Annotated in this window: 16 protein-coding genes; 13 read left to right on the top strand and 3 right to left on the bottom strand. The window is 72.3% G+C overall.

Annotated elements, in window-relative coordinates:
• Positions 1–431: 431 nt before the first annotated feature.
• Positions 432–842: an NUDIX hydrolase gene (locus tag J3P32_RS16555; protein ID WP_307861739.1), complete on the top strand. Its 411-nt coding sequence runs from the start codon at positions 432–434 to the stop codon at positions 840–842.
• A gap of 46 nt (positions 843–888) precedes the next feature.
• On the opposite strand, the gene J3P32_RS16550 is transcribed toward J3P32_RS16555, so the two are convergent.
• Positions 889–1,296: a TfoX/Sxy family protein gene (locus J3P32_RS16550; protein WP_210441246.1), complete on the bottom strand. Its 408-nt coding sequence runs from the start codon at positions 1,294–1,296 to the stop codon at positions 889–891.
• On the opposite strand from J3P32_RS16550, the gene dapA reads away from it, so the two are divergent.
• From dapA to J3P32_RS18295, 3 genes are read left to right on the top strand one after another with little or no spacing between them, the layout of a single operon-like run.
• Positions 1,295–2,185 (top strand): 4-hydroxy-tetrahydrodipicolinate synthase, encoded by an 891-nt coding sequence (dapA, locus tag J3P32_RS16545; RefSeq protein WP_210441244.1) that lies wholly within the window; start codon positions 1,295–1,297, stop codon positions 2,183–2,185. The two genes, J3P32_RS16550 and dapA, sit on opposite strands and share 2 nt — an antisense overlap.
• Positions 2,186–2,208: 23 nt before the next feature.
• Entirely contained in the window at positions 2,209–3,894 is a 1,686-nt protein-coding gene (locus J3P32_RS16540) for a ribonuclease J (protein WP_210441242.1), read from the top strand.
• A gap of 59 nt (positions 3,895–3,953) precedes the next feature.
• Positions 3,954–5,735: a sensor histidine kinase gene (locus J3P32_RS18295; RefSeq protein WP_210441239.1), complete on the top strand. Its 1,782-nt coding sequence runs from the start codon at positions 3,954–3,956 to the stop codon at positions 5,733–5,735.
• Between the two features lie 105 nt (positions 5,736–5,840).
• Here the strand turns inward: J3P32_RS18295 and J3P32_RS18005 are convergent, their stop codons facing one another.
• On the bottom strand, positions 5,841–9,263 hold the full coding sequence (locus J3P32_RS18005; RefSeq protein ID WP_307807896.1) for a M4 family metallopeptidase: 3,423 nt from the start codon (positions 9,261–9,263) through the stop codon (positions 5,841–5,843).
• 212 nt (positions 9,264–9,475) lie between these two features.
• Here J3P32_RS18005 and J3P32_RS16510 point away from each other — a divergent pair, with 212 nt between their 5' ends.
• The 7 genes from J3P32_RS16510 (at position 9,476) to J3P32_RS18600 (ending at position 23,211) form a co-directional block, all read left to right on the top strand.
• Complete coding sequence (locus tag J3P32_RS16510; RefSeq protein ID WP_210441237.1) at positions 9,476–12,145, top strand: FtsK/SpoIIIE family DNA translocase; 2,670 nt, start codon at positions 9,476–9,478, stop codon at positions 12,143–12,145.
• A complete protein-coding gene (locus J3P32_RS16505; protein ID WP_210441235.1) occupies positions 12,145–13,851 on the top strand; it encodes a helix-turn-helix domain-containing protein in 1,707 nt (568 codons plus the stop codon). Before J3P32_RS16510 ends, J3P32_RS16505 begins: the two co-directional genes overlap by 1 nt.
• A gap of 98 nt (positions 13,852–13,949) precedes the next feature.
• The gene (locus tag J3P32_RS16500; protein ID WP_210441233.1) at positions 13,950–15,047 is read left to right on the top strand and encodes a serine hydrolase domain-containing protein; all 1,098 of its coding nucleotides are present in this window, start codon (positions 13,950–13,952) and stop codon (positions 15,045–15,047) included.
• A 109-nt stretch (positions 15,048–15,156) separates the two neighbouring features.
• Positions 15,157–16,611 carry a 30S ribosomal protein S12 methylthiotransferase RimO gene (rimO, locus tag J3P32_RS16495; protein ID WP_210441640.1) on the top strand — a complete coding sequence of 485 codons (1,455 nt, stop codon included), beginning with the start codon at positions 15,157–15,159 and terminating at the stop codon, positions 16,609–16,611.
• Complete coding sequence (gene pgsA, locus J3P32_RS16490) at positions 16,608–17,243, top strand: CDP-diacylglycerol--glycerol-3-phosphate 3-phosphatidyltransferase (RefSeq protein ID WP_210441232.1); 636 nt, start codon at positions 16,608–16,610, stop codon at positions 17,241–17,243. Before rimO ends, pgsA begins: the two co-directional genes overlap by 4 nt.
• A 195-nt stretch (positions 17,244–17,438) precedes the next feature.
• Complete coding sequence (locus J3P32_RS16485) at positions 17,439–20,801, top strand: ExeM/NucH family extracellular endonuclease (RefSeq protein WP_210441231.1); 3,363 nt, start codon at positions 17,439–17,441, stop codon at positions 20,799–20,801.
• Positions 20,802–20,967: 166 nt separating this feature from the next.
• Complete coding sequence (locus tag J3P32_RS18600; protein ID WP_210441230.1) at positions 20,968–23,211, top strand: bifunctional metallophosphatase/5'-nucleotidase; 2,244 nt, start codon at positions 20,968–20,970, stop codon at positions 23,209–23,211.
• Positions 23,212–23,358: 147 nt separating this feature from the next.
• Here J3P32_RS18600 and J3P32_RS16475 read toward each other — a convergent pair whose 3' ends face one another.
• On the bottom strand, positions 23,359–25,125 hold the full coding sequence (locus J3P32_RS16475) for a glycoside hydrolase family 15 protein (RefSeq protein ID WP_210441229.1): 1,767 nt from the start codon (positions 25,123–25,125) through the stop codon (positions 23,359–23,361).
• A gap of 18 nt (positions 25,126–25,143) precedes the next feature.
• Between J3P32_RS16475 and J3P32_RS16470 the strand changes: the two genes are divergently transcribed.
• Complete coding sequence (locus J3P32_RS16470; RefSeq protein ID WP_210441228.1) at positions 25,144–25,617, top strand: CinA family protein; 474 nt, start codon at positions 25,144–25,146, stop codon at positions 25,615–25,617.
• A 93-nt stretch (positions 25,618–25,710) separates the two neighbouring features.
• A complete protein-coding gene (locus J3P32_RS16465) occupies positions 25,711–26,028 on the top strand; it encodes a helix-turn-helix domain-containing protein (protein WP_210441227.1) in 318 nt (105 codons plus the stop codon).
• Positions 26,029–26,032: the final 4 nt, after the last annotated feature.

The following is a 26,032-nucleotide window of genomic DNA, read 5'->3' as shown; positions in this document are numbered from 1 at the left end:
CTCCGCATGACGTCCGCCGCCTGCGTCATGCGGACGCGTACGTATAGGTGCGGCTCCGCATGACGTCCGCCGCCTGCGTCATGCGGACGCGTATGTATAGGTGCGGCTCCGCATGACGTCCGCCGCCTGCGTCATGCGGACGCGTACGTATAGGTGCGGCTCCGCATGACGCAGCGGTGGCCCGCCGGGGGAAGGCCCACGACGTGATCCGGATCATGCGGCCCACCGGGGAATGAACCGCCGGTCCCTCCCGTTGACCCCGTCAGCTGGTCCGCATCATGCCCCCGGGCCTCACCCCTAGCCGCTACGAGCGGCCGTTCGCCGAGAGGCGGCTGACGGGCCAGCGAGCAGCATCACGCAGCCACCCGCCGGGTAAGCCCCGGTCAGGGTGGCTGCGTGCTGTCCGGGGCCGGCCTGAGATGCTCGGGTCCGTGGACGCTGCCGCCGACAAGCACATCGTCGTCGCCGCGGTGGCGCTCGTCCGCGACGAGCACGTGCTGACCGTGCGCAAGCAGGGCACGGCGCGCTTCATGCTCGTCGGCGGCAAGCTCGAGCCGGGCGAGTCCGCGCTGGACGCCGCCCTGCGGGAGACCCGCGAGGAGGTCGGTCTCGAGATCGGCTCCGCGACGCTGCTCGGGGAGTTCCTCTCCGAGGCGGCCAACGAGCCGGGCCACAGCCTGCACTCGACGGTCTTCTGGGTGGAGTCCGACGCCGACCCGGTGGCCTCCGCCGAGATCGCCGAGGTCCGGTGGACGCCGCTGCGCGACCACCCCGACGACCTCGCGCCGATGCTGGAGCACCACGTGCTGCCGGTGATCCGCGCCACCCTCGCCGACGGGTGACGAAGCGGTGCGCCGGCAGCTCCGCCTGACGGTCCGACAGCTCGGGTCAGCGCGGCGGAAGCGCCCGGACGAACGCCACGCCGCGGTCGACCCACAGGCGCAGCTCCTCGTCGGACTCCAGGGCGTCGCGCGACACGAGGAGCCACCCGTCGAGGGCCCGGCCGCGCATCTCCATCGGGGCGACGGCCGCGCCGTCGACCCACGTCGCGCCGTCGGCGGGGTCCACGCGGACCATGAGCGAGCCGGAGCCGCCGGCCGCGACCGCCATGCGGCCGTCCAGCATGAAGCCGAGGCCGCCGAACATCTTCCGCGAGGTGAGGCCCGGCTCGCCCTCGAGCAGGTGGTGGATGCGCTGCGCGAGCGCCTCGTCGTACGCCATGCTCCACAGTAGGCGCGCCGACGCCAGGCTCGCCGACGACACCTCGCGCCGGAGGGAGCGATAACCTTCCGGCATGAGCTCCAGCGTCCCGTTCGGTCGTCTCCTCACGGCGATGGCCACCGCGTTCCACGAGGACGGCAGCGTCGACCTCGACGGCACCGCGCGCATCGCCGCTCACCTCGTCGACAACGGCAACGACGGCGTCGTGGTCAGCGGCACGACGGGGGAGAGCCCCACCACGTCGGTGGCCGAGGACGGCGAGCTGCTCCGCGCGGTGCACGACGCGATCGGCGATCGCGCCACCGTCATCGCCGGCGTGGGTACCAACGCGACCGCGCACTCCGTCGAGCTGGCCCGCCAGGCGGAGAAGGTCGGCGTCGACGGGATCCTGCTGGTGAGCCCGTACTACAACAAGCCGGGCCAGGTCGGCCTGCGCCACCACTTCTCCGCGGTGGTCGAGGCGACCGACCTGCCGGTGATGCTCTACGACGTGCCGGGGCGCACCGCGACCCTCATCGAGCTCGAGACCTACGAGGCGATGCGCCGCTACGACCACGTCGTGTCGGTGAAGGAGGCCAGCGGCCTGCTGCCGCGCACGGCGCAGCTCGTCGACCTCGGCTACGCCGTGTACTCCGGCGACGACGTCGCCACGCTGGGCTACCTCGCCTACGGCGGCGTCGGCCTGGTGTCCGTCGTGGCCCACGCGGCCGGCAACCAGCTGGCGTCGATGATCGACGCCTGGGTGCGCGGCGACCACGCCGAGGCGCTGCGGCTCCACACCGCGCTGCTGCCGGCCTTCGACGCCGTGATGGGCGTCCCCAACTACGGAGCGACCACCGCCAAGGCAGCCCTCGAGCTGCTCGGGGTGCTCGACAACCGCCGCGTCCGCGGACCCCTCGTCGCGCTCGACGACGACGAGGTGGCAGCGCTGCGCACCGGCCTGGCTGCCGCCGGCCTGATCTGAACGACGACCCGAAGAGGATTCCCTTGAGCCACCCGCACCTCGACCTGAGCGCGCCCGCCCCCCTCCCGGCCGGAGGCCTCCGGGTCATCCCGCTCGGCGGGCTCGGCGAGGTCGGTCGCAACATGACCGCCTTCGAGTACGACGGCCGGTTGCTCCTCGTCGACTGCGGCGTGCTGTTCCCCGAGGACCACCACCCCGGCGTGGACCTGATCCTCCCCGACTTCGAGCCGATCCGCGACCGCCTCGACGCCGTCGAGGCGCTGGTGCTCACCCACGGCCACGAGGACCACATCGGCGCGACGCCGTACCTGCTGCGCGAGCGCGGCGACATCCCGCTGGTCGGCTCCAAGCTCACCCTGGCGCTGCTCGGCTCCAAGCTGCGCGAGCACCGGCTCAAGGAGACCGTGCACTTCGAGGTCGCGGAGGGGCAGACGATCACCTTCGGCCCGTTCGTCCTCGAGTTCGTCGCGGTGAACCACTCGATCCCCGACGCGCTCGCGGTCGTGATCCGCACCGGTGCCGGGGTGGTGCTGCACACCGGCGACTTCAAGATGGACCAGCTCCCGCTCGACGGGCGCATCACCGACCTCAACGAGTTCGCCCGCCTCGGCGACGAGGGCGTGGACCTGTTCCTCACCGACTCCACCAACGCGGAGGTCCCCGGCTTCACCACCTCGGAGAAGGACATCTCCCCGGTGCTCGAGCGGGTCTTCGCCAAGAGCGACCAGCGCATCATCGTCGCGTGCTTCGCCTCCCACGTGCACCGCGTCCAGCAGGTGCTCGACGCCGCGGTCGCGCACGGGCGCAGGGTCGGCTACGTCGGTCGCTCGATGGTCCGCAACATGGCGATCGCGCAGGAGCTGGGCTACCTCACCGTGCCGCCGGGCGTGATGGTCGACGCCAAGGACCTCGCCGACCTGCCCCCCGAGAAGCAGGTGCTGATCTCCACCGGGTCGCAGGGCGAGCCGCTCTCGGCGCTGAGCCGCATCGCCCAGCGCAGCCACAGCTTCGTCCACCTCGAGGAGGGCGACACCGTCGTGCTCGCGAGCTCGCTGATCCCCGGCAACGAGAACGCCGTCTACCGGGTCATCAACGGGCTGTCGCGCCTGGGCGCGAACGTCGTGCACAAGGGCAACGCGCTCGTCCACGTCTCCGGCCACGCCAGCGCCGGCGAGCTGCTCTACTGCTACAACATCGTCAAGCCGCGCAACGTGATGCCGGTCCACGGCGAGTACCGGCACATGCGCGCCAACGCCGACCTCGCGCGCGCCACCGGGGTGCAGAACGTCGTGCTCGCCGAGGACGGCGTGGTCGTCGACCTCGTCGACGGCGTGGCGAAGGTGGCCGGCAAGGTGGAGGTCGGGTACGTCTTCGTCGACGGCTCGACCATCGGCGACATCTCCGAGTCCTCGATGAAGGACCGGCGCATCCTCGGCGAGGAGGGCTTCCTCTCGGTGATCGTGGTGGTCGACTCGGTGACCGGGAAGGTCGTGTCGGGTCCGGAGATCCACGCCCGCGGGTTCGCCGAGGACGAGACGACGTTCGCCGAGATCCGCCAGCCGATCGTCGACGCGATCACGGCCGCGGTGCAGGACGGGGTCACCGACTCCCACCAGCTGCAGCAGACGGTGCGCCGCGTGGTGGGCCGCTGGGTCAACCGTGCGCACCGGCGCCGCCCGATGATCATCCCCGTGGTGATCGAGGCCTGAGCGCCCTACAGTCGCCCGTGGTCAGTCCAGGGTCCCGAGAGCTCGGTGGGGAGGTCGGCATGCCGCGCAACCACGGCGCGCTGAGCCGCCTGGCCGAGCTGATGCGACGCGTCAACTCCTCGACCGACACCCAGGACATCCTGGAGGAGATCGCCCACGGCGTCGTCGACGTGCTGGGCTACGGCGTCGCGGCGATCGCGCGCCTCGACGGCGACGTGCTGGTGATGACCAACGTCGCCGGGCCGCCGGAGGTCGTCGCGGAGATCCTGCACCGCCGCACGCCGGCCGATCAGATCCTCGACGAGTTCCGTGAGGCCGACAAGTGGGGCATCCTCCGCTTCGTGCCGGCCGGGCGGATGTCGGAGGAGCGGCTGCGCGCCGCCTGGATCCCCGACGTGGAGGCGAGCGCGGACCCCGACGCCTGGCACCCCGAGCACGCGCTCTACGCACCGCTCTACTCCGCGTCGGGCGAGCTGCTGGGCAACATGGCCGTCGACCTGCCCGCCGACGGCCGGGTGCCCGACGAGGCCGACCGCGAGCTGCTGGAGATGTTCGCGGTGCAGGCGGGCGTCGCGCTGTCGAACGCCCGCGAGCGCGAGCGGCTGACCGACCGGCTGCGGCTGGACCGGATGCTGACGACCGTGGCGGGGGCCGCCACCGGGCACGCGCTGACCGACGCGCTCGAGACCGCGGTGGCCGCGGTGAGGGAGGCGATGGGCACGGTCCAGACGGTCGTGCGCACGTTCCCCACCGACGCGCAGGGCAGCCAGATCGGGATCGCGACGCCGCGGCCGTACTCCCCGGACTACGACGTCCCGGCGATCCGCGACGACCTCCTCGAGATGGAGGGGCGCCCCACCCTCGTCGAGCTCGGCGTGGACGACGGCGACTCCGCGCACCTGCCGCGCAGCGCGGCGCGCATGCAGGAGCTCATGCGCGCGATGCGCGTCGACCGCGCCGTCGTGTGCCCGCTCGTCTCGCAGGAGGAGCTCGTCGGCTACCTGGTGCTGGGCTTCGCCCGCCACGTCCGCCCGGTCACCCCGGCCGAGGCGGACGCGATCCTGGAGGTCGGTCGCCTGCTCGCGCAGACCGTGCGGGCCTCGCGGGTGCTGGAGACCGAGCAGCGACTCGTGCAGGAGCTGCGCGAGCTGGCCCGCTACCGCAGCGAGCTGATCGCCACGATCTCCCACGAGCTGAAGACGCCCCTCACCGCGATCCTCGGCCACGCCGAGCTCATCGCCGACCGGCACCCCGACCTGACCTCGATCGACGCGATCATCCGCAACGCGCAGCGGCTCAGCAACCTGGTCGCCAACCTGCTGCACTACTCACGCGTCCAGGGCCGGCGCGAGACCGTACGCCGCGCCGTGGACCTCGCCGAGCTGTGCGAGGCGAGCGTGGACCTGCTGAGCATCCGGGCCAAGCAGGCGGGCGTGCGCCTGCACTTCGACCCGCCCGGACGGAGCCCCGTCGTGGTGTTCGGTGACCCCGAGGAGCTGGCGCGCGTCATCGACAACATGGTCGACAACGCGGTGAAGTACACCCCCGAGGACGGCAGCGTGTCGGTGACCATGACGGCGACGGACGACGAGGTCTGCGTCCAGGTCGCCGACACCGGGCTGGGGATCTCCGCGGCGGACCAGCAGCACGTGTTCTCGGCGTTCCACCGCTCCACCAACCCCAACGCGCTCTCCGTGCCCGGCACCGGCCTCGGCCTGCCGATCGCGCAGCGGATCGCGGAATCGCACGGCGGCACCCTGTCGGTGACGTCGGAGCTGGGCCGGGGGAGCACGTTCGCGTTCACCCTGCCGCTGCGCTCGGTGCGCGATCAGGTCGGCTGACGCCGACTCGCTCCTCGGCCCGGCACAGCGAGCGCCCCCGGGACGCCAGAGGGCCCCGGCGGATCGCTCCGCCGGGGCCCTCGTGGTGGTGCTGGTCGCTGCCGGTCAGCGCCGACGGATGCGGAACGTCAACTTGTCCTTGCTCGCCGTCACCGTGGCGGAGCCGCGGTAGATGACGACCAGGGTGTGCTTGCCGACCGCGTAGTTGCGACGGACCGTCATGACGGCCCGGCCGTCGTCGAGCTTCCGCGTGCCGACCCGCTTGCCGTCGATGCGGAAGACGACCTTGCTGCGCGGGGTCAGGCCCTTGGCCCGGACCTTGCCGATCACCGTGAAGTCGTTCCCGAAGCGCGGGCGCACGGGTGAGACCTTCGCGATGGTCCGGGAGCGGTTCACGGCCTTCCCGACCACGGTGGCGGTGAACGTCCCCGTAGAGGTCGCGAGGCTGTCGCTGCCGGAGTACGTCGCCGTCAGCTTGTTCGCGCCCACAGGGAGGTTCGCCGGGAGCGTGACCGAGGCCTTGCCGGCCGCGAGGGTGGCAGAGCCCAGCTTCGTGCCGCTGGCGTCGGTGACGGTCACCGTGCCCTCGGGCACGTCGCCGGCGGAGCCGTCGCGCTCGACCGTGACCTCGGCGGTCGAGGCGGTGCCGTACGTGGAGGGCTCGGGCCGGTGCACCGCAGTCGTCCTGGTGACCAGCTTGCAGTCGACGATTCGCACGTTGTCGACGTACCAGCCCTCGTTGCCGCCACAGCCGTCGCGACCGATGTCGAAGCGGAGCTGGACGGTGTCACCCGGGTCGGCGCCGGCCGCGGCGAGGTCGACCTGCGACTCGCCCCAGCTGCCCTTGGTCTGCCCACCGTCGGTGCCCGTGAAGCCGGGCTGGCCGGCGAGCGGGTTGGTGTTGGTGGACGGGCCGGTGATCGTCTTCGGCGCGTTGTAGATGAACGCCGACGCTGGGACCACCGTGAACGGGCCGCCGTTGAGGCTCATCTTCACGTTGCCACCGTCGTAGCCGATCTCCGTGGCGACGTAGTGCTCGAAGGTGAGCTTCGCCGAGCGGAGGCTGTCGGGCAGCTCCACGACCGGACCCGTGATCGAGTCACGGCTGGAGAAGTCACCCGGGCCGTTGACGCACTGGCCCGCGTCGGGAGCCGGTCCGTACGCCACCTTGCTCGGGTGGGACGCTCCCGTGCCGGCCGGGGCCGACGCGCGGGCCTGCCACGGCTCGTGGAACCCGCCGGTGAAGACCACCTCGTGGCTCGGGGTCCAGCCGGCCAGGCCGTCCTCGAAGTCTTCGCTCCACAGCACGTCCTCGGTGAAGCCTGCACCACAGGTGGCGGGGGCGTCCTTGCCGAGCAGCGGCTTGAAGTTGCACTTCACGGGCTCGGTCCGCATCTCCGTCGCGGCCGTCGCGGCCCGGACCGAGGCGCAGTCGTCCGCCGTGATGGGCGTCGCCGCCACCGGGATGGCGTTGGGCTGCGTGGTGAGCCTGTTGATCGGCTGTCCGACCAGGTCGACGCACGACTGCTCGAAGGCGTTCGCCGCATCGATGAAGTTGGACTGCGGCGTGAGGTACGCCGTCTGCGCGCGCCACCAGATGGCGGCGGCCCTGTCGAGGCCGAGGCCGGTCACGGCCTGCCCGTTGTAGGTGCCGCCGTCGACGACCAGGGCGTAGGCGTGGTTGGGCACACCCGAGTTGCTGTGCACGCCGCCGGCGTCAGAGCCGTTGGGGTCGCACTTGTACTCGGCGTCCGTCACCTTGCCGGGGTCGCCGTAGCACGTGGGGTTCCACATGTCGCGGATCGCGCCGCCGAAGGCCTCGGACTTCTCGCCCATGAGCCACCGGGTGGTGTCGGGACGACTGGAGACGTCCTCGGCGCGGACCGAGACGGTCACCGGGCTGGTGGTGCTCTTGAAGCGGGCACCGTCGGCCTGCGAGACCATCACGCCGTACAGGTCGGGGTCGCCGGTGAAGCCGGCCGGCGGGTCGACGTTGTTGTTGCCGATCACGATGCCGGTCGCGCCGGCGGTCTCCGCGTTGGCGACCTTCGTCGCGAACGTGCACGTGCCGCGGTCGACGTAGGCCCACCGGCCGGCGACCGCGGCGGCGTTGGTGAACGCGGTGCAGCCGTCGGTGGTCGTGGGGCCGGTCGTGTTCGCGGCGTCGGTCGCCACGACGACCTGCGCCGTCATCGCGGTGGTGGTGAAGGGCTTGGCGCCCGTGGCCGCCACGGCCACGCACGGTCCGGCGAGGTTGGCCGGGGCGGTGATCGCCATCTCGAGGCCCGGCGGGGCCGTCGCGTCGCAGTCACCGACCGTGCGCCGGGTGGTGAACTCCTCGTCCTCGTCCTCGCGACCGTTGACCAGGTCGAGCGTCTCGCCCCACACGTCGGAGTACGACTCGTTGAGCGCGCCCGACTGGTACTGGTAGATCAGGCCGGAGGTGTACTCGGTGTAGGCGTGGCCCCACTCGTGGGAGACGATGTCGTCGGACGTGACGCCGTCGCAGTAGTTGGTCGTCACGCCGTTCCAGTTGGCGTTGGGGCAGCTGATGCGTGGGTCGTTGTTGACCGTGCGCATGACCGCGCCGTTGCCGTCGTAGGAGTCGCGACCGAAGGCGTTGCGGTAGAGCCAGTAGGACTCGCCGGCGGAGTAGACCAGGTTCCGCTGGTCGACGTTGAGCCCGTCGACCGGGTCGCCCTCCTTCCACACGCGGGTCAGCACCGGGTTCTGCGCGGTGCCGGTGGCCTCGTAGAGCTCACGGTCGAGCGCGTGCGCGGCCATGGACCAGCGGTTCAGCGCCTTGCCGGTCTGGGCGTCGATGAAGACGGCGTCGCGGATGTTGTTCTCGTTCGTGACCTCGACCTGGTAGGCGAGCACGGCCTCGCCGGTCTCGCCGCGGGTGGCACCCATGCGGTAGACGACCAGCTCGGTCGTCTTGGGCGCGATGCCGGTGAGGTCGGCGGTCTCCCCGTCGTGAGCCGGCGGGTCCTCGCGGACCAGGCCGACGGCTCGCTTGCCGGCGTCGGCCGCGGAGATCCGGGGGTCGACCGACAGCGACAGGTCGGGTGCGGCGTACCCGTTGACGGCGGTGAGGTCGCCCTCGTGGTCAACCTGCACGCGAAGCATCGAGCCGAACACGCCGACGCCCTTGTAGGACTGGGTGTAGGTGATGGTCCAGCCGGCCGCGGTCTTCGCGACACCGCTGCGGACGAGCTCACCGGGACGCGCGCCGAAGTTGGCGGCGTACTGGTCGAGGTAGGCGTCGGCCTTGTCCCTCGCCGCGCCGAGGGAGTCGCCCTCGACGCTCGGCAAGAGGTCGCCCTCGCCCTTGACGCGGATGAAGCCGACCTTCTTGTTCGACTCTTCGCGCGTGACGGCGACCTGACCCTTGGCCCGGTCGGCCATGGCTGCGACGCCGTTCGTGTCGGCCCGTGCGGCCGGTGCTGCCTGCACGCCGACCGTGGGCAGCGCGGCAAGGCCCGCTCCCACGACCGCGAGTGCAAGTCCCCTGTTGAGGAGCTTCACGCTCTTTCCTCCGAATCCGAGACGCACCCGGGACCAGAGACGCCCGGGTGACCCGGGTCACAATAAGGAGGACGTCCTAGCGTTGGGAAGGGGAAAGCGGCGGATCGTCCCAATCGACCCCCCAAGGGTGGGCGGGGCCGTCTGCGCCTCTTCCGGCGACACGCAGTCCTGTGATCCGTGTGACTGGTGGGGCGTGGCCGTAGGGTCGCAGCATGGCGACCCGTACGTCTTCCCCGCCGGGGTCGCGGAGCTCGAGCACGTCAGGATCCACCAGCAGGACCAAGGGTTCGAGCACCCGATCACGGAGTACCAGCAAGCGCCCCGCCCCACGTTCCGGTGCAGCGAAGGGCCGGAGCCGCTCCGGCGCGCCCGCCCGCCGCCCCGCGCCGCGGGCCGTGCGCAACGGCCCCGGTCCGGTCTCGCGCGGCTTCGGCACGCTGGGCCGCGGGGTGGCCGCCGTGTGGCTCGGCATCGCGCACGCGCTGGGCGCGGTCGCCCGGTCGATCGGCCAGTCGGCCCGCGACCTCGACCCCGAGCACCGCCGTGACGGGGTGGGCCTGTTCCTCTTCGGGCTCGCCACGGTCGTCGCGGCAGCCGTGTGGTGGCAGCTGCCCGGCGGCACCATGGACTTCGCGCGCTCGGTGACGGCCGGCGCCGTCGGCAAGGTGGGCTGGTTCGTCCCGCTGTTCCTCGTCTGGGCCGGCTGGCGCACGCTGCGCGACCCCGAGCGCAACGGCCCTGCCGGGCGCCAGGTCATCGGCTGGAGCGCCTTCGCCCTCGGCCTGCTCGGCATCGTCCACATCGCCAACGGCAACCCGCAGCCGGTGCTCGGCGACGCCACGAACCTCCAGGGCGCCGGCGGCGCCGTCGGCTACGTGACCGCGAGCTTGCTGCTCGACCTCATGCAGACGCCGTACGTCGTCGTGCCGCTGCTGGCCCTGCTGGCGGTCTTCGGGATCCTCATCATCACCGCCACGCCCGTCTACCAGGTCCCCGCACGCCTCGCGGCGCTGCGCGACAGGGCCCTGGGTCGCACGCCGGCCGGGACGGCACCGGAGGACGAGGCGACCAAGCCGGTCCGCACCCGCCGTCGCTCCATGCTTGACCAGGACCCCGACGGCCTGGACCCCGACATGGGCGACCCCGCCTACGACAGCCCCGTCCTCGCGGACCGCGAGCTCACGAAGCGACGGAGGAGGAAGGCCGTCGCCGAGGTCGACGGCGAGCCGGAGGACTACGGCATCGACCTCTTCGCCGACCCCGACGAGGCACCGACCGAGGTCACGCCCGCGGTCGCCGCGGGCGCCGTTGCGGGTGGTGCCGCCGGCGCCGGCAAGGACGACACCGGCCCGCTCGAGCCGCCGCCGCACACGCCGCTGCCCGCCCGGGTGGAGCAGCTCGCGCTGTCCGGGGACATCACTTACTCCCTGCCCGACAACTCCTCGCTCAAGCCGGGCTCACCGCACAAGGCGCGGTCCAAGGCCAGCGACGCGGTCGTCGAGCGGCTGATGCAGGTCATGGAGGAGTTCGGGATCGACGCCGCCGTCACCGGCTACACCCGCGGCCCGACTGTCACCCGCTACGAGGTCGAGCTCGGCCCGGCGGTGAAGGTCGAGAAGGTCACCGCGCTGTCGAAGAACATCGCCTACGCCGTGGCCTCGGCCGACGTCCGCATCCTCAGCCCGATCCCCGGCAAGTCCGCGATCGGCATCGAGATCCCCAACATCGACAAGGAGATCGTCTCCCTCGGCGACGTGCTCCGCTCGAGCACCGCCCGGTCCGACCACCACCCGATGGTGGCGGGGCTCGGCAAGGACGTCGAGGGCGGCTTCGTCGTCGCCAACCTCGCGAAGATGCCGCACCTGCTCGTCGCGGGCGCCACCGGCTCCGGAAAGTCGAGCTTCATCAACTCGATGATCACCTCGATCCTCATGCGGGCCACGCCCGACGAGGTGCGGATGATCATGGTCGACCCCAAGCGCGTGGAGCTGAACGCCTACGAGGGCGTCCCGCACCTGATCACGCCAATCATCACCAACCCCAAGAAGGCGGCCGAGGCTCTCGCGTGGGTCGTGCGCGAGATGGACATGCGCTACGACGACCTCGCGAACTTCGGCTTCCGCCACGTCGACGACTTCAACAAGGCGGTGCGCGCCGGGAAGGTGGAGGTGCCGGCCGGCAGCGAGCGCGTGCTGTCGCCGTACCCCTACCTCCTGGTCATCGTCGACGAGCTCGCCGACCTGATGATGGTCGCGCCGCGCGACGTCGAGGACGCCGTGGTGCGCATCACCCAGCTCGCCCGTGCCGCCGGCATCCACCTGGTGCTCGCGACCCAGCGCCCGTCGGTCGACGTCGTGACGGGCCTCATCAAGGCCAACGTGCCGTCGCGCCTCGCCTTCGCGACCTCCTCGCTCGCCGACAGCCGCGTCATCCTCGACCAGCCCGGCGCCGAGAAGCTCGTCGGCCAAGGTGACGGGCTGTTCCTTCCGATGGGCTCGTCGAAGCCCGCCCGCATCCAGGGGTCGTGGGTCAGCGAGGCGGAGATCGCCAGGGTCGTCAGGCACTGCAAGGACCAGCTCGAGCCGACCTACGTCGAGGACGTCACCGCGCCGCAGCAGTCCAAGCGCGAGCTCGACGACGACATCGGCGACGACATGGAGCTCGTGGTGCAGGCCATCGAGCTCGTCGTCTCCACGCAGTTCGGCTCGACGTCGATGCTGCAGCGCAAGCTGCGCGTCGGCTTCGCGAAGGCCGGCCGGCTGATGGACATCCTGGAGAGCCGCGGGGTCGTCGGGCCCAGCGAGGGCTCCAAGGCCCGCGACGTCCTGGTCAAGCCGGACGAGCTCGATTCCGTGATCGCCACGTTGGAGGGGGGAGCCTGATGGGCGCCGCAGCAGTGCACGAGACCGACCAGCACGCCGAGCACGAGCAGGTCGAGCCGGACGCACGGTCCGGGACCGACGGGCACGAGGGCCTGGCCCTCACCCCCGACGCGGTGGAGGTACGCCGTCACGCCGGCGTCGCGGCGGGAGTCGGCCTGACCGCCTCGGCCGTCGCCATCGCCTACCTCGGCCGGGCCGCCCAGTCCGGCTCCGCGCTCGACTGGGCGTTCGTGGTCGCGATGGGGCTGCTCGGCGCCTACTGGCTCGCCGGCCTCGTCGACGCCCGGACGCCCCTGCTCGTCGCCGACGCCCAGGGCGTCAGGATCCGCCTGGGCCGGACGTGGCGCGGCCTGCCGTGGACGGCCGTCCACCACGTCGAGCACACGCCCCGGCAGGGCCTGCTGCGCGACGGCAGGCTCGCCGTCGTGCCGCACAACCCCGAGCTGGTGGAGTCGGAGCTGACGGGCGCCGGGAGGCGGCACGCGCGTGTCTCCCGCCTGCTGCACGGCGCCCCGTTCGCCGTCCCGCTCGGCCTGACCACGCGCGTCACCGGTGCCGACGGCGACCTCACCGAGGCGCTCGGCCGGGTCGCGCGCGACGCCACCCGGATCGTGGTGCTCGAGCGGTCGAGCGAGGAGGAGTCCGACGCAGCAGCGGAGGTCGCCGAGGTCCCGGAGGCCGCGACGGCCGGGGACGCCACGGCTGCCGGGGAGGCCGCGGGCGCCGCAGCGGTCACGCACGTCGACCCGCCGGTCGTCGCGAGCCCGACTCCGGCCGCGCTCCGGGAGGCCGGCGCCGCGCGACGCTCGGAGGTCCGCCGCGAGGTCGAGGCCGAGCAGGACGAGCTCGAGGGTCGCGAGCTGCGCCGTCCCGGCCGGGTGAGCCTGGTCGAGGAGACCCAGTCGTGGGGCGACCGCGTCCGCGCCATCGCCCGGCCCGGTGAGCCCGTCGAGCCGCTGGTGCTCGACGACTTCGAGGTCGAGCCCGCCGAGGACCCGGTCGTCGGCCCCGAGCTCGCTGCCGCCCGCACCCGTCTCGGCCTCAGCGTCGACCAGCTCGCCGAGCGCACCCGGATCCGCCCCCACGTCATCGAGGCCGTCGAGGTCGACGACTTCGAGCCCTGTGGCGGCGACTTCTACGCGCGCGGCCACCTGCGGACGCTGGCCCGCGTGCTGGGCATCGACGTGGCGCCGCTGCTGGCCTCCTACGACGAGCGCTATGCCCACGCCCCGATCAACCCGCGTCGGGTCTTCGAGGCCGAGCTGGCCACCGGCGCGCACGGCTCCATCCGCGGCACCCGGGGCGGACCGAACTGGTCGGTGCTGGTGGCGGTCGTGATGGCCCTGGTGCTGGCCTGGTCGATCGCGCGCCTCGTGATGGACACCCCGCCCGAGCTGCGCGGGGCCACCCCGGTCCTCAACGGCTCCGGCGGCCCGCAGGGCGGCGGGAACGCTCCGCCGGCCGAGCCGGTGCCGGTCGTCGTCGACGCGGCCTCCGGCGGCGCGCAGGTGGTCGTGCGCGACGGGGCGGGGGAGATCGTCTTCAAGGGCAACCTGGCCGCCGGGCAGACCCGCGAGCTCGAGGCGTCGCCACCGGTGCGCGTGCAGTCCACCGACGGCGCCGTCACGGTCTCGCTTGCCGGCGGCGAGGCACGCCCGGTGGGGGAGCGGGGTGTGCCCGGCCAGGGCACCTTCGTCGCCGACTGACGGACGCGGTCGCGGACCCTCCGCGCCCTGTCCGCTGCACAGGTGCGCACCCGACTCCCCGCCGCCGTGGTCCGGGAGCGCGTGGCATCGTTGCGCCCATGGAACTCGATCCCGCAGCGGCGCTCGACGCGCTCGTGGCGTCGGGTCGCGACCCCGGCTGCGCCGTGGCGGTCGTGCGTGACGGGATCGTGGAGGTGGACCATGCGGCGGGCACCTCCGACGGCAGCCGCGCGTGGTCGTCCGACACCCTGGTGATGACCTACTCGGTGGCGAAGCCGTTCGCCGCCCTCACGGTGCTCGACGCCGTGTCGGAGGGGGCGTTCGCGCTCGACGACCCGGTCGTGGCGTGGTGGCCGGAGTACGGCGCGGCGGGGAAGGCCGGCACGACGATCCGGCACCTGCTGTTGCACCAGGCGGGGCTGCCGGCCTTCGGCCCGGAGGCGGACGAGGTCGCGTACGACGACCGCGAGGCGCTGGTCGGCCTCCTCGCCCGCGCCACGCCGGTCCACGAGCCCGGCACGGGTGTCGCCGAGCACGCGCTCACCTACGGCCACCTCCTCGACGAGGTGCTGCGACGCGCGACGGGTGAGGAGCTGGCCGAGCGCTTCGGCCGCATCGCCGCGGCCGCCGGCTGGGACCTCCACCTGCGGGTGGCCGACGACGACCTCGACCGCGTGGCCACGGTCGAGGAGGTGTTGCCGACCTGGCGCTCCGACTACGTGCGCGACCCGCGCTGGGGGCCGGCCCTGGGGCGCCCGCGTGGGCTGCTCGACCCGCAGGTCCTCAACTCGTCCCGCTTCCGGCGCACGTCGTTCCCCGCGATCGCCCTGCACGCCTCGGCCCTGGGCCTGGCCCGCTGCTACGACGACGTCGCCCGCCCCGACGGGCTCGTGGCCCAGCGCCTGGGGCCCGAGCTGTGGCGGGCGTACCTCGGCCCCGCGGCGACCGGCCACGACCTGGTCCTCGACCGCGACGTCGTGTGGACGCTCGGCTTCCAGCGCGACGAGGAGGACGGTCGGCTCGAGATCGGCATGGGCGGCGCGGGCGGGTGCTCGGCCTGGACCGAGCCCGCCGCCGGGTACGGGGCGGCGTTCGTCACGCGTGGCCTGGGCGGGCACGACCGCGGCGACGACGTCTGGCGGGCCGTCAGGAGCTCCATGGAGCCGTCGACCGGGGACGCCGGGGCGTCCACGTGAGCCGCCTCACCGCCTCGGCGGTGCGCGTCGGGTCGCCCGGACGCGGCATACTCACGGTGCGATGACCACGACCGACCTCGAGACCCCGCCCGCCGCACCCGCCGAACCGCTGCAGGTGGCGGTCGTGACCCTCGGCTGCGCGCGCAACGAGGTGGACTCCGAGGAGCTCGCCGGACGCCTCGAGGCGGGCGGCTTCGTCCTCGTCCAGGACCCGGAGGACGCCGACACGGTCGTGGTGAACACGTGCGGCTTCGTCGAGGCCGCCAAGAAGGACTCGGTCGACACCCTGCTCGAGGCCGCCGACCTCAAGGAGTCCGCGGGCCACGGTGGCCGGGCGCAGGCCGTGGTGGCCGTCGGGTGCCTCGCCGAGCGGTACGGCAAGGACCTCGCGGAGTCGCTGCCCGAGGCCGACGCGGTGCTCGGCTTCGACGACTACCCCGACATCGCGTCCCGGCTGCGCGCGATCGTGGCGGGGGAGGTCCACCACCCGCACACGCCCTCCGACCGGCGCCGCCTGCTGCCGATCTCGCCGGTCGAGCGCAGCGCCGCCGCGATCTCGGTGCCGGGTCACCAGGCGGTCGCCGTCGACGTGAGCGACATCGGTGCGGGCGCCCCGGCCACCGGGCCCCGCGCCGTGCGCCGCCGCCTCGACGCCGGACCGATGGCGCCGCTCAAGCTGGCCAGCGGCTGCGACCGCCGCTGCTCGTTCTGCGCCATCCCGAGCTTCCGCGGCTCCTTCGTGAGCCGCCGTCCCAGCGACGTGCTCCAGGAGGCGCAGTGGCTGGCCACGCAGGGCGTGCGCGAGCTGTTCCTCGTCAGCGAGAACTCCACGTCCTACGGCAAGGACCTCGGCGACCTCCGGCTGCTCGAGACGATGCTGCCCGAGCTCGCCGGCATCGACGGCATCGAGCGCGTCCGCGTCTCCTACCTGCAGCCGGCCGAGACCCGGCCCGGGCTCATCGAGGCGCTCGCGGCCACGCCCGGCGTCGTGCCCTACTTCGACCTGTCCTTCCAGCACGCCAGCGCCCCGGTGCTGCGCCGGATGCGCCGCTTCGGCGACCCCGACAGCTTCCTCGACCTGCTCGAGCGGATCCGGTCGCTCGCGCCGCTGGCCGGCGTGCGGTCCAACGTGATCGTCGGCTTCCCCGGCGAGACCGAGGACGACCTCGAGGTGCTGTGCGACTTCCTCGAGGCGGCGCGCATGGACGTGACCGGCGTGTTCGGCTACTCCGACGAGGACGGCACCGAGGCGGCCGGCTTCGCCGAGGACCTCAAGCTCGACGACGACGAGATCCGCGCCCGCACCGAGCACGTCACCGGCCTCGTCGAGGAGCTGAACGCCCAGCGGGCCGAGGAGCGCATCGGCGAGGCGGTCGTCGTCCTCGTCGAGTCCGTCGAGGACGGCGCCGTCGAGGGCCGCGCCGCCCACCAGGGTCCGGAGGTCGACGGGACGACGCTGGTGACCGGCGCCGAGGACGCCCGGGTGGGCGACCTGTTGACCGCCGTGGTCACGGGTACAGACGGGGTGGACCTGATCGCCCGAGCGGACGGAGCGCGCGCATGACCCACGACCAGGCCGGCACCGAGCCGCGCACGGTGTCCAACTTCAACGTGCCCAACCTGCTCACCACCCTCCGCATCGTGATGGTGCCCTTCTTCGGCTGGGCCCTGCTGCACGACGGTGGCAACGACCCGCTCTGGCGCTGGGTGGCGTTCGCGCTCTTCGCCGTCGCGATGATCACCGACAAGATCGACGGCGACCTCGCCCGCAAGCACGGGCTGGTCACCGACTTCGGCAAGATCGCCGACCCCATCGCCGACAAGGCGATCACCGGCATGGCCTTCATCGGCCTGTCGGTCGTGGGCGACATCTGGTGGTGGGTGACGGTCGTGGTGCTGCTGCGCGAGTGGAGCGTCACCCTGCTGCGCCTGTCGGTGCTCAAGCAGATCGTGATCCCGGCGGCCCGGAGCGGCAAGATCAAGACCGTCCTGCAGGCCATCGCGCTGTCGGGCCTGACCTGGCCGCTGCCCCACGGCGACGCCCACGGGGGCGCCTTCGACTTCTGGCCCGGCCCGCTCGGCGAGGTCCTCTTCTACGCCAGCCAGCTGCTGCTCGCGGGCGCCGTCGCGATGACGCTGTGGTCGGGATGGGAGTTCGTCCGCGAGGTGCGCCGCCAGCGGGCCGCGCAGCACTGACGCGGAGTCGTCACGCAGCGTTCAGGCAATGCCTCCCTGCGAAGGGTCCTGAAGGGCGGTCCCGGGGTTACAGTGACCCGGCTCACCCGCCCTTCGAAAGGTCTTCCTGTGTCAGCTTCACGATTCGGGCGTCGCTTCACGGCTGCGGCGACCGCTGCCGGGGTTCTTGCGGCGCCCCTGGCCATCCTCGGAGCGATGGCTCCTGCAGACGCCGCCAGCAGCGGCTTGATCATCAACGAGGTCTACGGCGGCGGTGGGTCGACCTCGACGTCGGCCTCCTACAAGGTCGACTTCGTCGAGCTCTACAACCCCACGTCGTCGGCGCTGCCGACCAACGGGCTGAGCCTCCAGTACCGGAGCGGTACCTTCGCCGCCGGCGGAAGCGTCAGCGTCCTCGCGCTTCCCGACGCCTCGGTGCCCCCCAAGAGCACCTTCCTCGTGCAGACCTCGAGCCGCACCAGCTGCACCGGCGGCGCCGTGTGTGGCGGATCCGAGCTGCCGACGCCCGACTTCGAGGCCACCACGACGTTCCTCAACATGTCGGGCAGCAGCGGCCAGGTGATCCTGGCCGACGGCACGACGGCCGTGACTGCCCTCGGGACGAGCATGCACACCGTCACCAACGTGGTGGACTTCGTCGGCTACGGCACCGCCACTTCCTCCGAGACCGACAACACCGGCACCGCGCTGTCGACGACCACGTCGACCTCGCGCACCACGTCGGTCGATGGTGACAACAACCGGACCGACTTCGCCGCACCGGCGACTCCGACCCCGACGAAGTCCGCGGCCGGCACCGCCGGCCCCACCGTCGCAACCGTGTCGGACAAGTCCGTCACCGTCAACGAGCCGATCACGCCCTTCACGGTGACCGCCACGGGCAAGGCCCCGTACACGTGGACGGCCACGGGCCTTCCCGCCGGGCTCTCGATCACGAGCACCGGCACGGAGGCCGGGCAGGTCACCGGTACGCCGACCACGCCGGGCGTCTTCGAGGTGACGGTGACCGCCACCGACGCGGAGGCCGCGCAGGGCAGCACCACCTTCGACATCACGGTGAACCCGGCAGGCGTCGTCGCCATCGACCAGGTCCAGGGCACGGGCGCCACCTCACCGCTCGTGGGCACCACGGTGACCACCCGCGGCATCGTCACGGCCGTCTACCCCCGGGGCGGGTTCTTCGGGTTCAACATCCAGACTCCCGGCTCCGGTGCGGCCGACATCGACCTCACGGCGCACACCGCCTCCGACGGCCTGTTCGTCCGCCAGGCCAGCGGCACCGTCACCGCGACCCCCGGCTCGTACGTCGAGGTGCGCGGGCGGGTGACCGAGTTCGCCGGCGCCACGCAGGTGCAGGTGCAGCCCGGCGACATCACCGTCGTGGACCAGGACGTCCCGCCGGTCGTCACGACGACCACGGCGACGTGGCCGCGTTCCGCCGCGGAGAAGGAGTCCCTCGAGGGGATGCGCTACCGCCCCACGGGCGCCTTCACCGTCACCAACACGTTCTCGACCAACAACTTCGGAGAGGTCGGCCTCGCGGCCGGCGACAGGCCGCTGATCCAGCGCACCGAGGTCGAGCTGCCCGGTCCGGCCGCGGCGAGCGCCGTGGAGGCCGACAACGCCGCCCGGTCGGTCGTGCTGGACGACGGCGCGTCGACCAACTTCCTCCTCACCGGCAACGCGACCGAGTGCAGCCCGCGGCCGTCCGGCTGCCTGCTGAACGGCCACCTGACGCCGCCCTACGTCTCGACCATCGAGCCCGTGCGCGTCGGCGCCCGGGCGACGTTCGTCGACGACGTGATCTTCACCCAGGGCGGTTCGCCGAGCGCGCCGACCTACCGGTTCCAGCCGCTGGTCACGGTGACGGGCCCCGACAACGCCGAGAGCCCGGCCACCTTCGAGGACACCCGGACCGCTGCTCCCGACGAGGCCCTCATCAACGAGACCGGCACCGCCGACCTCAAGATCGCCTCGTTCAACGTGCTCAACTACTTCACGACCCTGGGTGACGCGGACGACGACAACGTGGGCGACGGCGGCTGCACCCCGTTCCGGGACCGGGCCGGTGACGGCGCCACGGTGAACGGCGGCTGCGAGCAGCGCGGCGCGTGGGACCCCGAGGACTTCGAGCGCCAGCAGTCCAAGATCGTGTCCGCGATCAACAAGCTCGACGCGGACGTCGTGGGCCTCATGGAGATCGAGAACTCCCGGACGCTCGGGGAGACGCCCGACGAGGCCACCAACAGCCTCGTGGCGGCGCTGAACGCCGACGCGGGTGCCGGCACCTGGGCGGCCAACCCGTCCTCGACCGAGCTGCCCGACGGCGGGATGGACGTCATCACCAGCGCCATCATCTACAAGCCCGCCAGCGTCGACCGCGTGGGCCAGTCCCGCGCGCTCGGCACCCTGAGCGACGCCGGCGAGGCCTTCGACAACGCCCGTGAGCCCCTGGGCCAGGTCTTCAAGGCCGACGCGGGCGGCGAGCCGTTCCTGTTCGTCGTCAACCACTTCAAGTCCAAGGGCTCGGCCGGGCCGAACCCGGGCGACGCCGACACCGGTGACGGCCAGAGCGCGTCCAACGGCTCGCGCGTGCTGCAGGCGACCGCCCTGCGCGACTGGGTCGCCGGCCTGCAGGCCGAGACCGGTGTGCAGTCCGTCGTCCTCGGCGGCGACTTCAACTCCTACACCATGGAGGACCCGCTGCGGATCCTCTACGGCGCCGGGTTCACCAACGTCGAGCGCCACTTCGACAACGGCGAGTTCTCGTACTCGTTCTCCGGGCTGTCCGGCTCCCTCGACCACATCCTGGTGAACGGTCCCGCGCTCGAGCGGTCCACCGGCACGGACATCTGGAACATCAACGCCGGTGAGTCGCTGGCGCTGGAGTACAGCCGCTGGAACTACCACGCGACCGACTTCCACGCCGACGGTCCGTACCGGTCCTCCGACCACGACCCGGTGATCCTCGGGCTGCGGCTCACGGCCCCGGTCGCGCAAGTCGCAACCTCCGTGACGGGCACGGCGCGCAGGATCGCGTACGGCTCCAAGGGTTCCGTCTCGGTCGAGGTGGCCCCGGCGACGGCGTCCGGCACCGTCAAGGTGTCGCGGGGCTCGACTGTCCTGGGCACGGCCTCCCTCGCGTCGGGCCGGGGCACCGTGACCCTGCCCGCCAAGTCGCTGCCCGTCGGCACCCACTCGCTGACGCTCACCTACTCGGGCGACGCCACCCACAAGGCGGCGACCGGCACGGTCCGCGTCAAGGTCAAGAAGGCGGTGTCGAAGGTCCGGGCGAAGGTGAAGCGCACGCCGGTCGTGGCGGGCGTGCGAACCACGGTCAAGGTGGCCGTGTCCGCGAGGGGCGTGACCCCGCGCGGCAAGGTCACCGTGACGATCGGCCAGAAGACCTACCGGGCCGCGCTCCGCGCGGGCAAGGCCGCGGTCAGGGTGCAGGCGTTCACGAGGCCGGGCACCTACAAGGCGACGGTCTCCTACGCCGGGAACCGAAGGACGGCGGGCGACAAGGCCCGCGTGACCATCACGGTGCGGCGGCGCTGAACGAGCGCCCTCGCATCCCCTGGATCGAACGAGACGGCCCGGCCCTCCGACCGGCTGGCCGGGCCGTCTCCGCCTCCCCGACGTACCGGGACGAGGCCCCGAACGACCCCTCCGGGTCGGGTTAAGGTGACCCGATTCACCCCGCCATTCAAGGAAAGGCCCACTCGTGCCAGCATCACGAACCGGTCGCAAGCTCGCTCTCGCGACCACGCTGACGGGGCTGCTCGCAGCACCCCTCGCGGTCGTGGCGACCGCCGCTCCGGCGACCGCCGCCGCCGTCCCCGTCACGATCCTCAACTTCAACGACTTCCACGGTCGCATCGACAACAACACCACCAGGTGGGCGACGACCATCGAGCAGAACCGGGACGCCAGCACGATGGTGCTCTCGGCCGGTGACAACATCGGAGCCTCGCTCTTCGCGTCAGCGTTCAACGACGACAAGCCGACCATCGACGTCCTCAACGCGCTCGACCTCGACGTGAGCGTGGTGGGCAACCACGAGTTCGACAAGGGCTGGCCCTGGTTCAAGTCGCACGTCGTCGACGGTGGGGGCACGGCCCCCGACGGGACGGCGTACCCGCAGGCGTCCTTCCCCTACCTCGGCGCGAACGTGCTGGACGCTGCCGGCAACCCGGTCCTGCCCGCCTCGACGCAGATCACCCTCGGCGGTGCCAACGTGTGCGTCATCGGCGCCGTGACCCAGGAGACGCCGTCGCTGGTGTCGCCCGGAGGCATCGCCGGACTGCGGTTCACCGACCCGGTCGCCGCCGTCAACCAGGAGGTCGCGCGCCTGCAGTCGGCCGGCGTCGACTGCGACGCCACCGTCGCCAACTACCACGAGGGCGGCCCGCAGTCGCAGGCGGCTGCGACCCAGGCGCAGCAGGAGGCGGCGTCCGCGGTGTTCCGCCACCTGACGCAGGACACCGTCGCCGCCGTCGACGTGATCTACAACGGTCACAGCCACCAGCCCTACGCCTACAACGGCTCGCGCCCGGTCGTGCAGACCGAGGCGTACGGCGCCAGCCTCGGCAAGGTGTCGATGACCATCGACACCGACACCAACACGGTCAGCGCGGTGACCGCGGCCCTGGTCCCGCGGGCCACCGCGGCCGACCTCACGCGGCCTCGCGTCGCTGCCGTCGACGCGATCGTCAAGGCCGCCCTCGCCGCCGCGAACGTGGTGGGCGACCGCGCCGTGGGCAGGATCTCGGCGGACATCACCCGGGCCGACTCCGACCCGGTGGCACCCGGCGTGCAGGAGGACCGCAAGGCGGAGTCGACCATCGGCAACCTCGTGGCCGACGCGCTTCGTGACGTCAAGATCCCCGCGGTGGCGAAGACGCCGACCATCGGCATCACCAACCCCGGTGGGCTGCGGGCGGACCTGCTCTACAAGGGCGACCTCTCCACCAGCCCCGAGAACACCGACGGCGTGGTGACGTTCGAGGAGGCCAACGCGGTCCTCCCGTTCGTCAACAACGTCAGCTACGTCGACGTGACCGGCGCGACGCTCAAGAAGATCTTCGAGCAGCAGTGGCAACCCTCGACCGCGAGCAACCCGTTCCTGCACCTCGGCGTGTCCAGGAACGTGCAGACGATCCTCGACGCCTCCCGCCCGGTCGGCGACAGGGTCGTGTCGATCACCGTCGACGGACAGCTGGTCGACCCGGCCAAGACCTACACCGTGTCGACGTTCAGCTTCCTCGCCCAGGGCGGCGACAACTTCGGCGCCTTCAAGGAGGGCAAGGCCATCGACACCGGCGCCGTGGACCGCGACCTCTGGATCGACTCGTTCTTCCGCAACGGCCAGGTCAAGTCGCCCTCGCCCGTGAAGCGCCAGATCTACGCCAGCGGCCTGAAGAACAGCTACGTGGCCGGCGAGAAAACCAAGATCAGCTTCGAGAAGCTCGACATCACCTCCCTCGGGATCCCGGCCAACACCAAGCTCGAGCTGGTCAAGGTGCGTCGGGACGGGTCGAGCAAGGTCTTCGGCACCACCGCCGTGGTGGGCGGCGAGAGCACCGTGTCGTTCACCGTCCGTGCGGGCAAGGAGCTGCGGATCATCGCCCAGCCGAGCGGCACCACCATCGCCCGGGCCGTGGTCAAGGGCGAGCCGCGGATGAGCGTGCGTGCGTTCCCGAGGGCCGGCAAGGCCAAGGTCGGCAAGACCCAGGTGCGGCTGCGCATCAAGGTCAAGGCGGCCCACGTGGCCGACGTGGACGGATGGGTCAAGGTCCGCGTGGCGGGCAAGACCTACCGCACGAAGGTCGAGGACGGCGTCGCCAAGGTGAAGCTGCGGGCGTTCAAGAAGGCCCGCACCTACAACGCCAAGGTCACCTTCAACGGCACCAACGCGCTCGAGCGGGTGCGCAAGGTCGTCGAGATCAAGGTGCGCCGCCGCAGGTGACCTGAGCTCGGCCGGCACCACCGCCGGCACCACCCCGGGCAGCACCACCTGCTCGGCCAGCAGCACCCGGAGGCCCGGTCATCGTCCGCGATGGCCGGGCCTCCGCCGTGTCGCATGCCAGCGAGCCCGCGGCGGCCCTCCACCTGCTCACCGCAGGGCGAGGGCCGCCTGCACGAGCGTGAGGTGGCTGAAGGCCTGGGGGAAGTTCCCGGCCATCCGCCCGTGCGCGGCGTCGTACTCCTCCGAGAGCAGCCCGACGTCGTTCGCCAGGCCGCACAGCCGGTCCATGAGCGCGGCCGCCTCGTCGCGTCGCCCGGCCGCGGCCAGCGCCGAGACGAGCCAGAAGGAGCACGCCAGGAACGGGTGCTCGTCGCCGGGGAGCCCGTCGACCCCGCTCTGCGTGCGGTAGCGCAGCAGCAGGCCGTCGCGCATGAGGTCCGCGACGACGGCGTCGATCGTGCCCAGCACCCGCGGGTCGTCGCCCGGCAGGAAGCCGACCAGCGGGATGGTCAGCAGCGACGCGTCCACCTCGCGGGTGTCGTAGTGCTGCGTGAAGGTGCCGCGCTCGTCGTCGAAGCCCTTGTCGAGGACCTCCTCGCGCACCCGGTCGCGCAGGTCGCGCCAGCGCTCGAGCGGGCCGTCCAGGCCGTGCTCCTCGATCGCGCGGACCGCGCGGTCGAAGGCCACCCACACCATCACGCGCGAGTGGGTGAAGTGGCGCTGGGGGCCGCGGATCTCCCACAGGCCGTTGTCCGGCTCGTCCCAGTGGTCGCCGAGCTCGTCCACGAGCGCCCGCTGCAGGGCCCACGAGTTGCGGGTCTCCTCGAGTCCCGCGCGCCGGGCCAGCTCGAGCGCCAGCATCACCTCGCCGAGGACGTCGTTCTGGCGCTGCGAGACCGCACCGTTGCCGATGCGCACCGGCGTGCTCCCCGCGTAGCCCGGGAGGTGCGCCAGCTCGTGCTCGGGGAGGTGCCGACCGCCGTCGACGGTGTACATGATCTGCAGGTCGGCCGGGTCACCGGCCACGGCCCGCAGCAGCCACTCGCGCCACCGCTGCGCCTCGTCGACGTATCCCGCACCGAGCAGCGACTCGAGGGTGAGGGCCGCGTCGCGCAGCCAGCAGAACCGGTAGTCCCAGTTGCGGGCACCGCCGAAGTCCTCGGGCAGCGACGTCGTCGGCGCCGCCACGATCCCGCCCGTCTCGGCGTGGGTCATCAGGAGCAGGGTCATCAAGCTGCGCCGCACCATGTCGGCGTAGGGCAGGGTGCTCGGCGCGCGGGAGGTCCAGCCCTGCTGCTCCGCCGCCGTGGCCTCGATCCGCTCGTCGAAGCTCAGCGGCTCGGGCACCTCCCGCCACGACCGCACCCACGTGGTGGAGAACGTCACCTCGTCGCCGGCGGCGAGCTCGAACTCGTCGCTGTGGTGCCCGCGGTGCCCGCGCGGCAGGCGCGGCCCGCGCAGGATGAGCTTGTCGGGTCCGGCGACGGCGACCACGACGTCGTTGCCGTGGACGCGCTCGCGGCTGACCCACGGCCGCACCTCGCCGTAGTCGGTGCGCACCACCCAGTCGTGACGGATCCGTACCGTCCCCCGCGTGCAGGTGAGGCGGCGTACGACGTCGGCCCGGCCGTCGCCCGTCGGCATCAGGTCCAGCAGCACGACCTCGCCGTCCCGGGTGGTGAACGTCGTCTCCAGCAGCGCGGTGCCGTCGACGTAGCGGCGGCTGGTGGCCACCACCTCGTCGGCGGGTGCGAGCAGCCAGCGGCCGTGCTCCTCCGTGCCGAGGAGGGCGGCGAAGCACGCCGGCGAGTCGAACCTCGGCAGGCAGAGCCAGTCGATGGACCCGTCGCGGCCGACCAGCGCCGCCGTCCCGCTGTCGCCGATCAGGGCGTAGTCCTCGATGGGGAGTGCCATGCGGCTAGTCTCGCCGACGTGTGGTCGGAGGATCTCGAGGCGCGCGTGCTCGACGCGCTCGCACGCCGCGGCGAGACGCTCGCCACGGCGGAGTCGCTGACCGGCGGGCTCCTGGCGTCCCGGCTGACCGACGTGCCGGGTGCCTCGCGCAGCTTCGTCGGCGGCGTCGTGTCCTACGCGACCCGCGTCAAGGTGTCCGTGCTCGACGTCCCGGAGCAGCTCGTGGCGGAGCACGGCGTGATCTCGCGCGAGTGCGCGGTCGCGATGGCACAGGGCGTGCGCACCCGCCTCGAGGCCACGTGGGGCCTGGCGACGACGGGCGTCGCCGGTCCGGACGAGCAGGAGGGCCGACCGCCGGGCACCGTGTGGATCGCGGTCGCGGGCCCCACCCGCGTCGACGCCGAGCTCCTCGCCCTCGACGGGGACCGCCTCGCCGTCCGGCAGGCCACGTGCCGGTCGGTGCTCGCGGCGCTCCACCACCTCCTCGGGTGAAGTGGAGGTATCCGACCGGGAAGAAGGGGCACTCCGGTAGCGTTGGGGCAGACGACCTCCTCGAACCGCTTCTCGAGAGACAGGACCTCGCGCATGGTGCTCTTCCGGCGACTGCTCGGCGACGTGCTGCGCGGTGCGCGGATGCAGCGCGGGATGACACTGCGCGAGCTCTCCGCGGAGGCCCGGGTCAGCCTGGGCTACATCTCCGAGATCGAGCGGGGCCAGAAGGAGGCGTCGTCGGAGCTGCTGGCGTCGCTGTGCCAGGCGATGGACCTGCCGCTGTCCGACGTCCTGCGTGACGTCGCCGACGCCGTCGCCCTCGAGGAGACGGCGCTGGAGCAGGTGGCCGTGGCCCGCACGCCGCTCGCAGCCGCGCGCCGCGCCGGCGACGTGGTCGCCTCGGCCGCCTGACCGC

The sequence above is a fragment of the Nocardioides xinjiangensis genome (genome assembly GCF_017916385.1).
GTDB lineage: Bacteria > Actinomycetota > Actinomycetes > Propionibacteriales > Nocardioidaceae > Nocardioides > Nocardioides xinjiangensis.
This window is presented reverse-complemented; position numbering and strand designations above follow the sequence as displayed.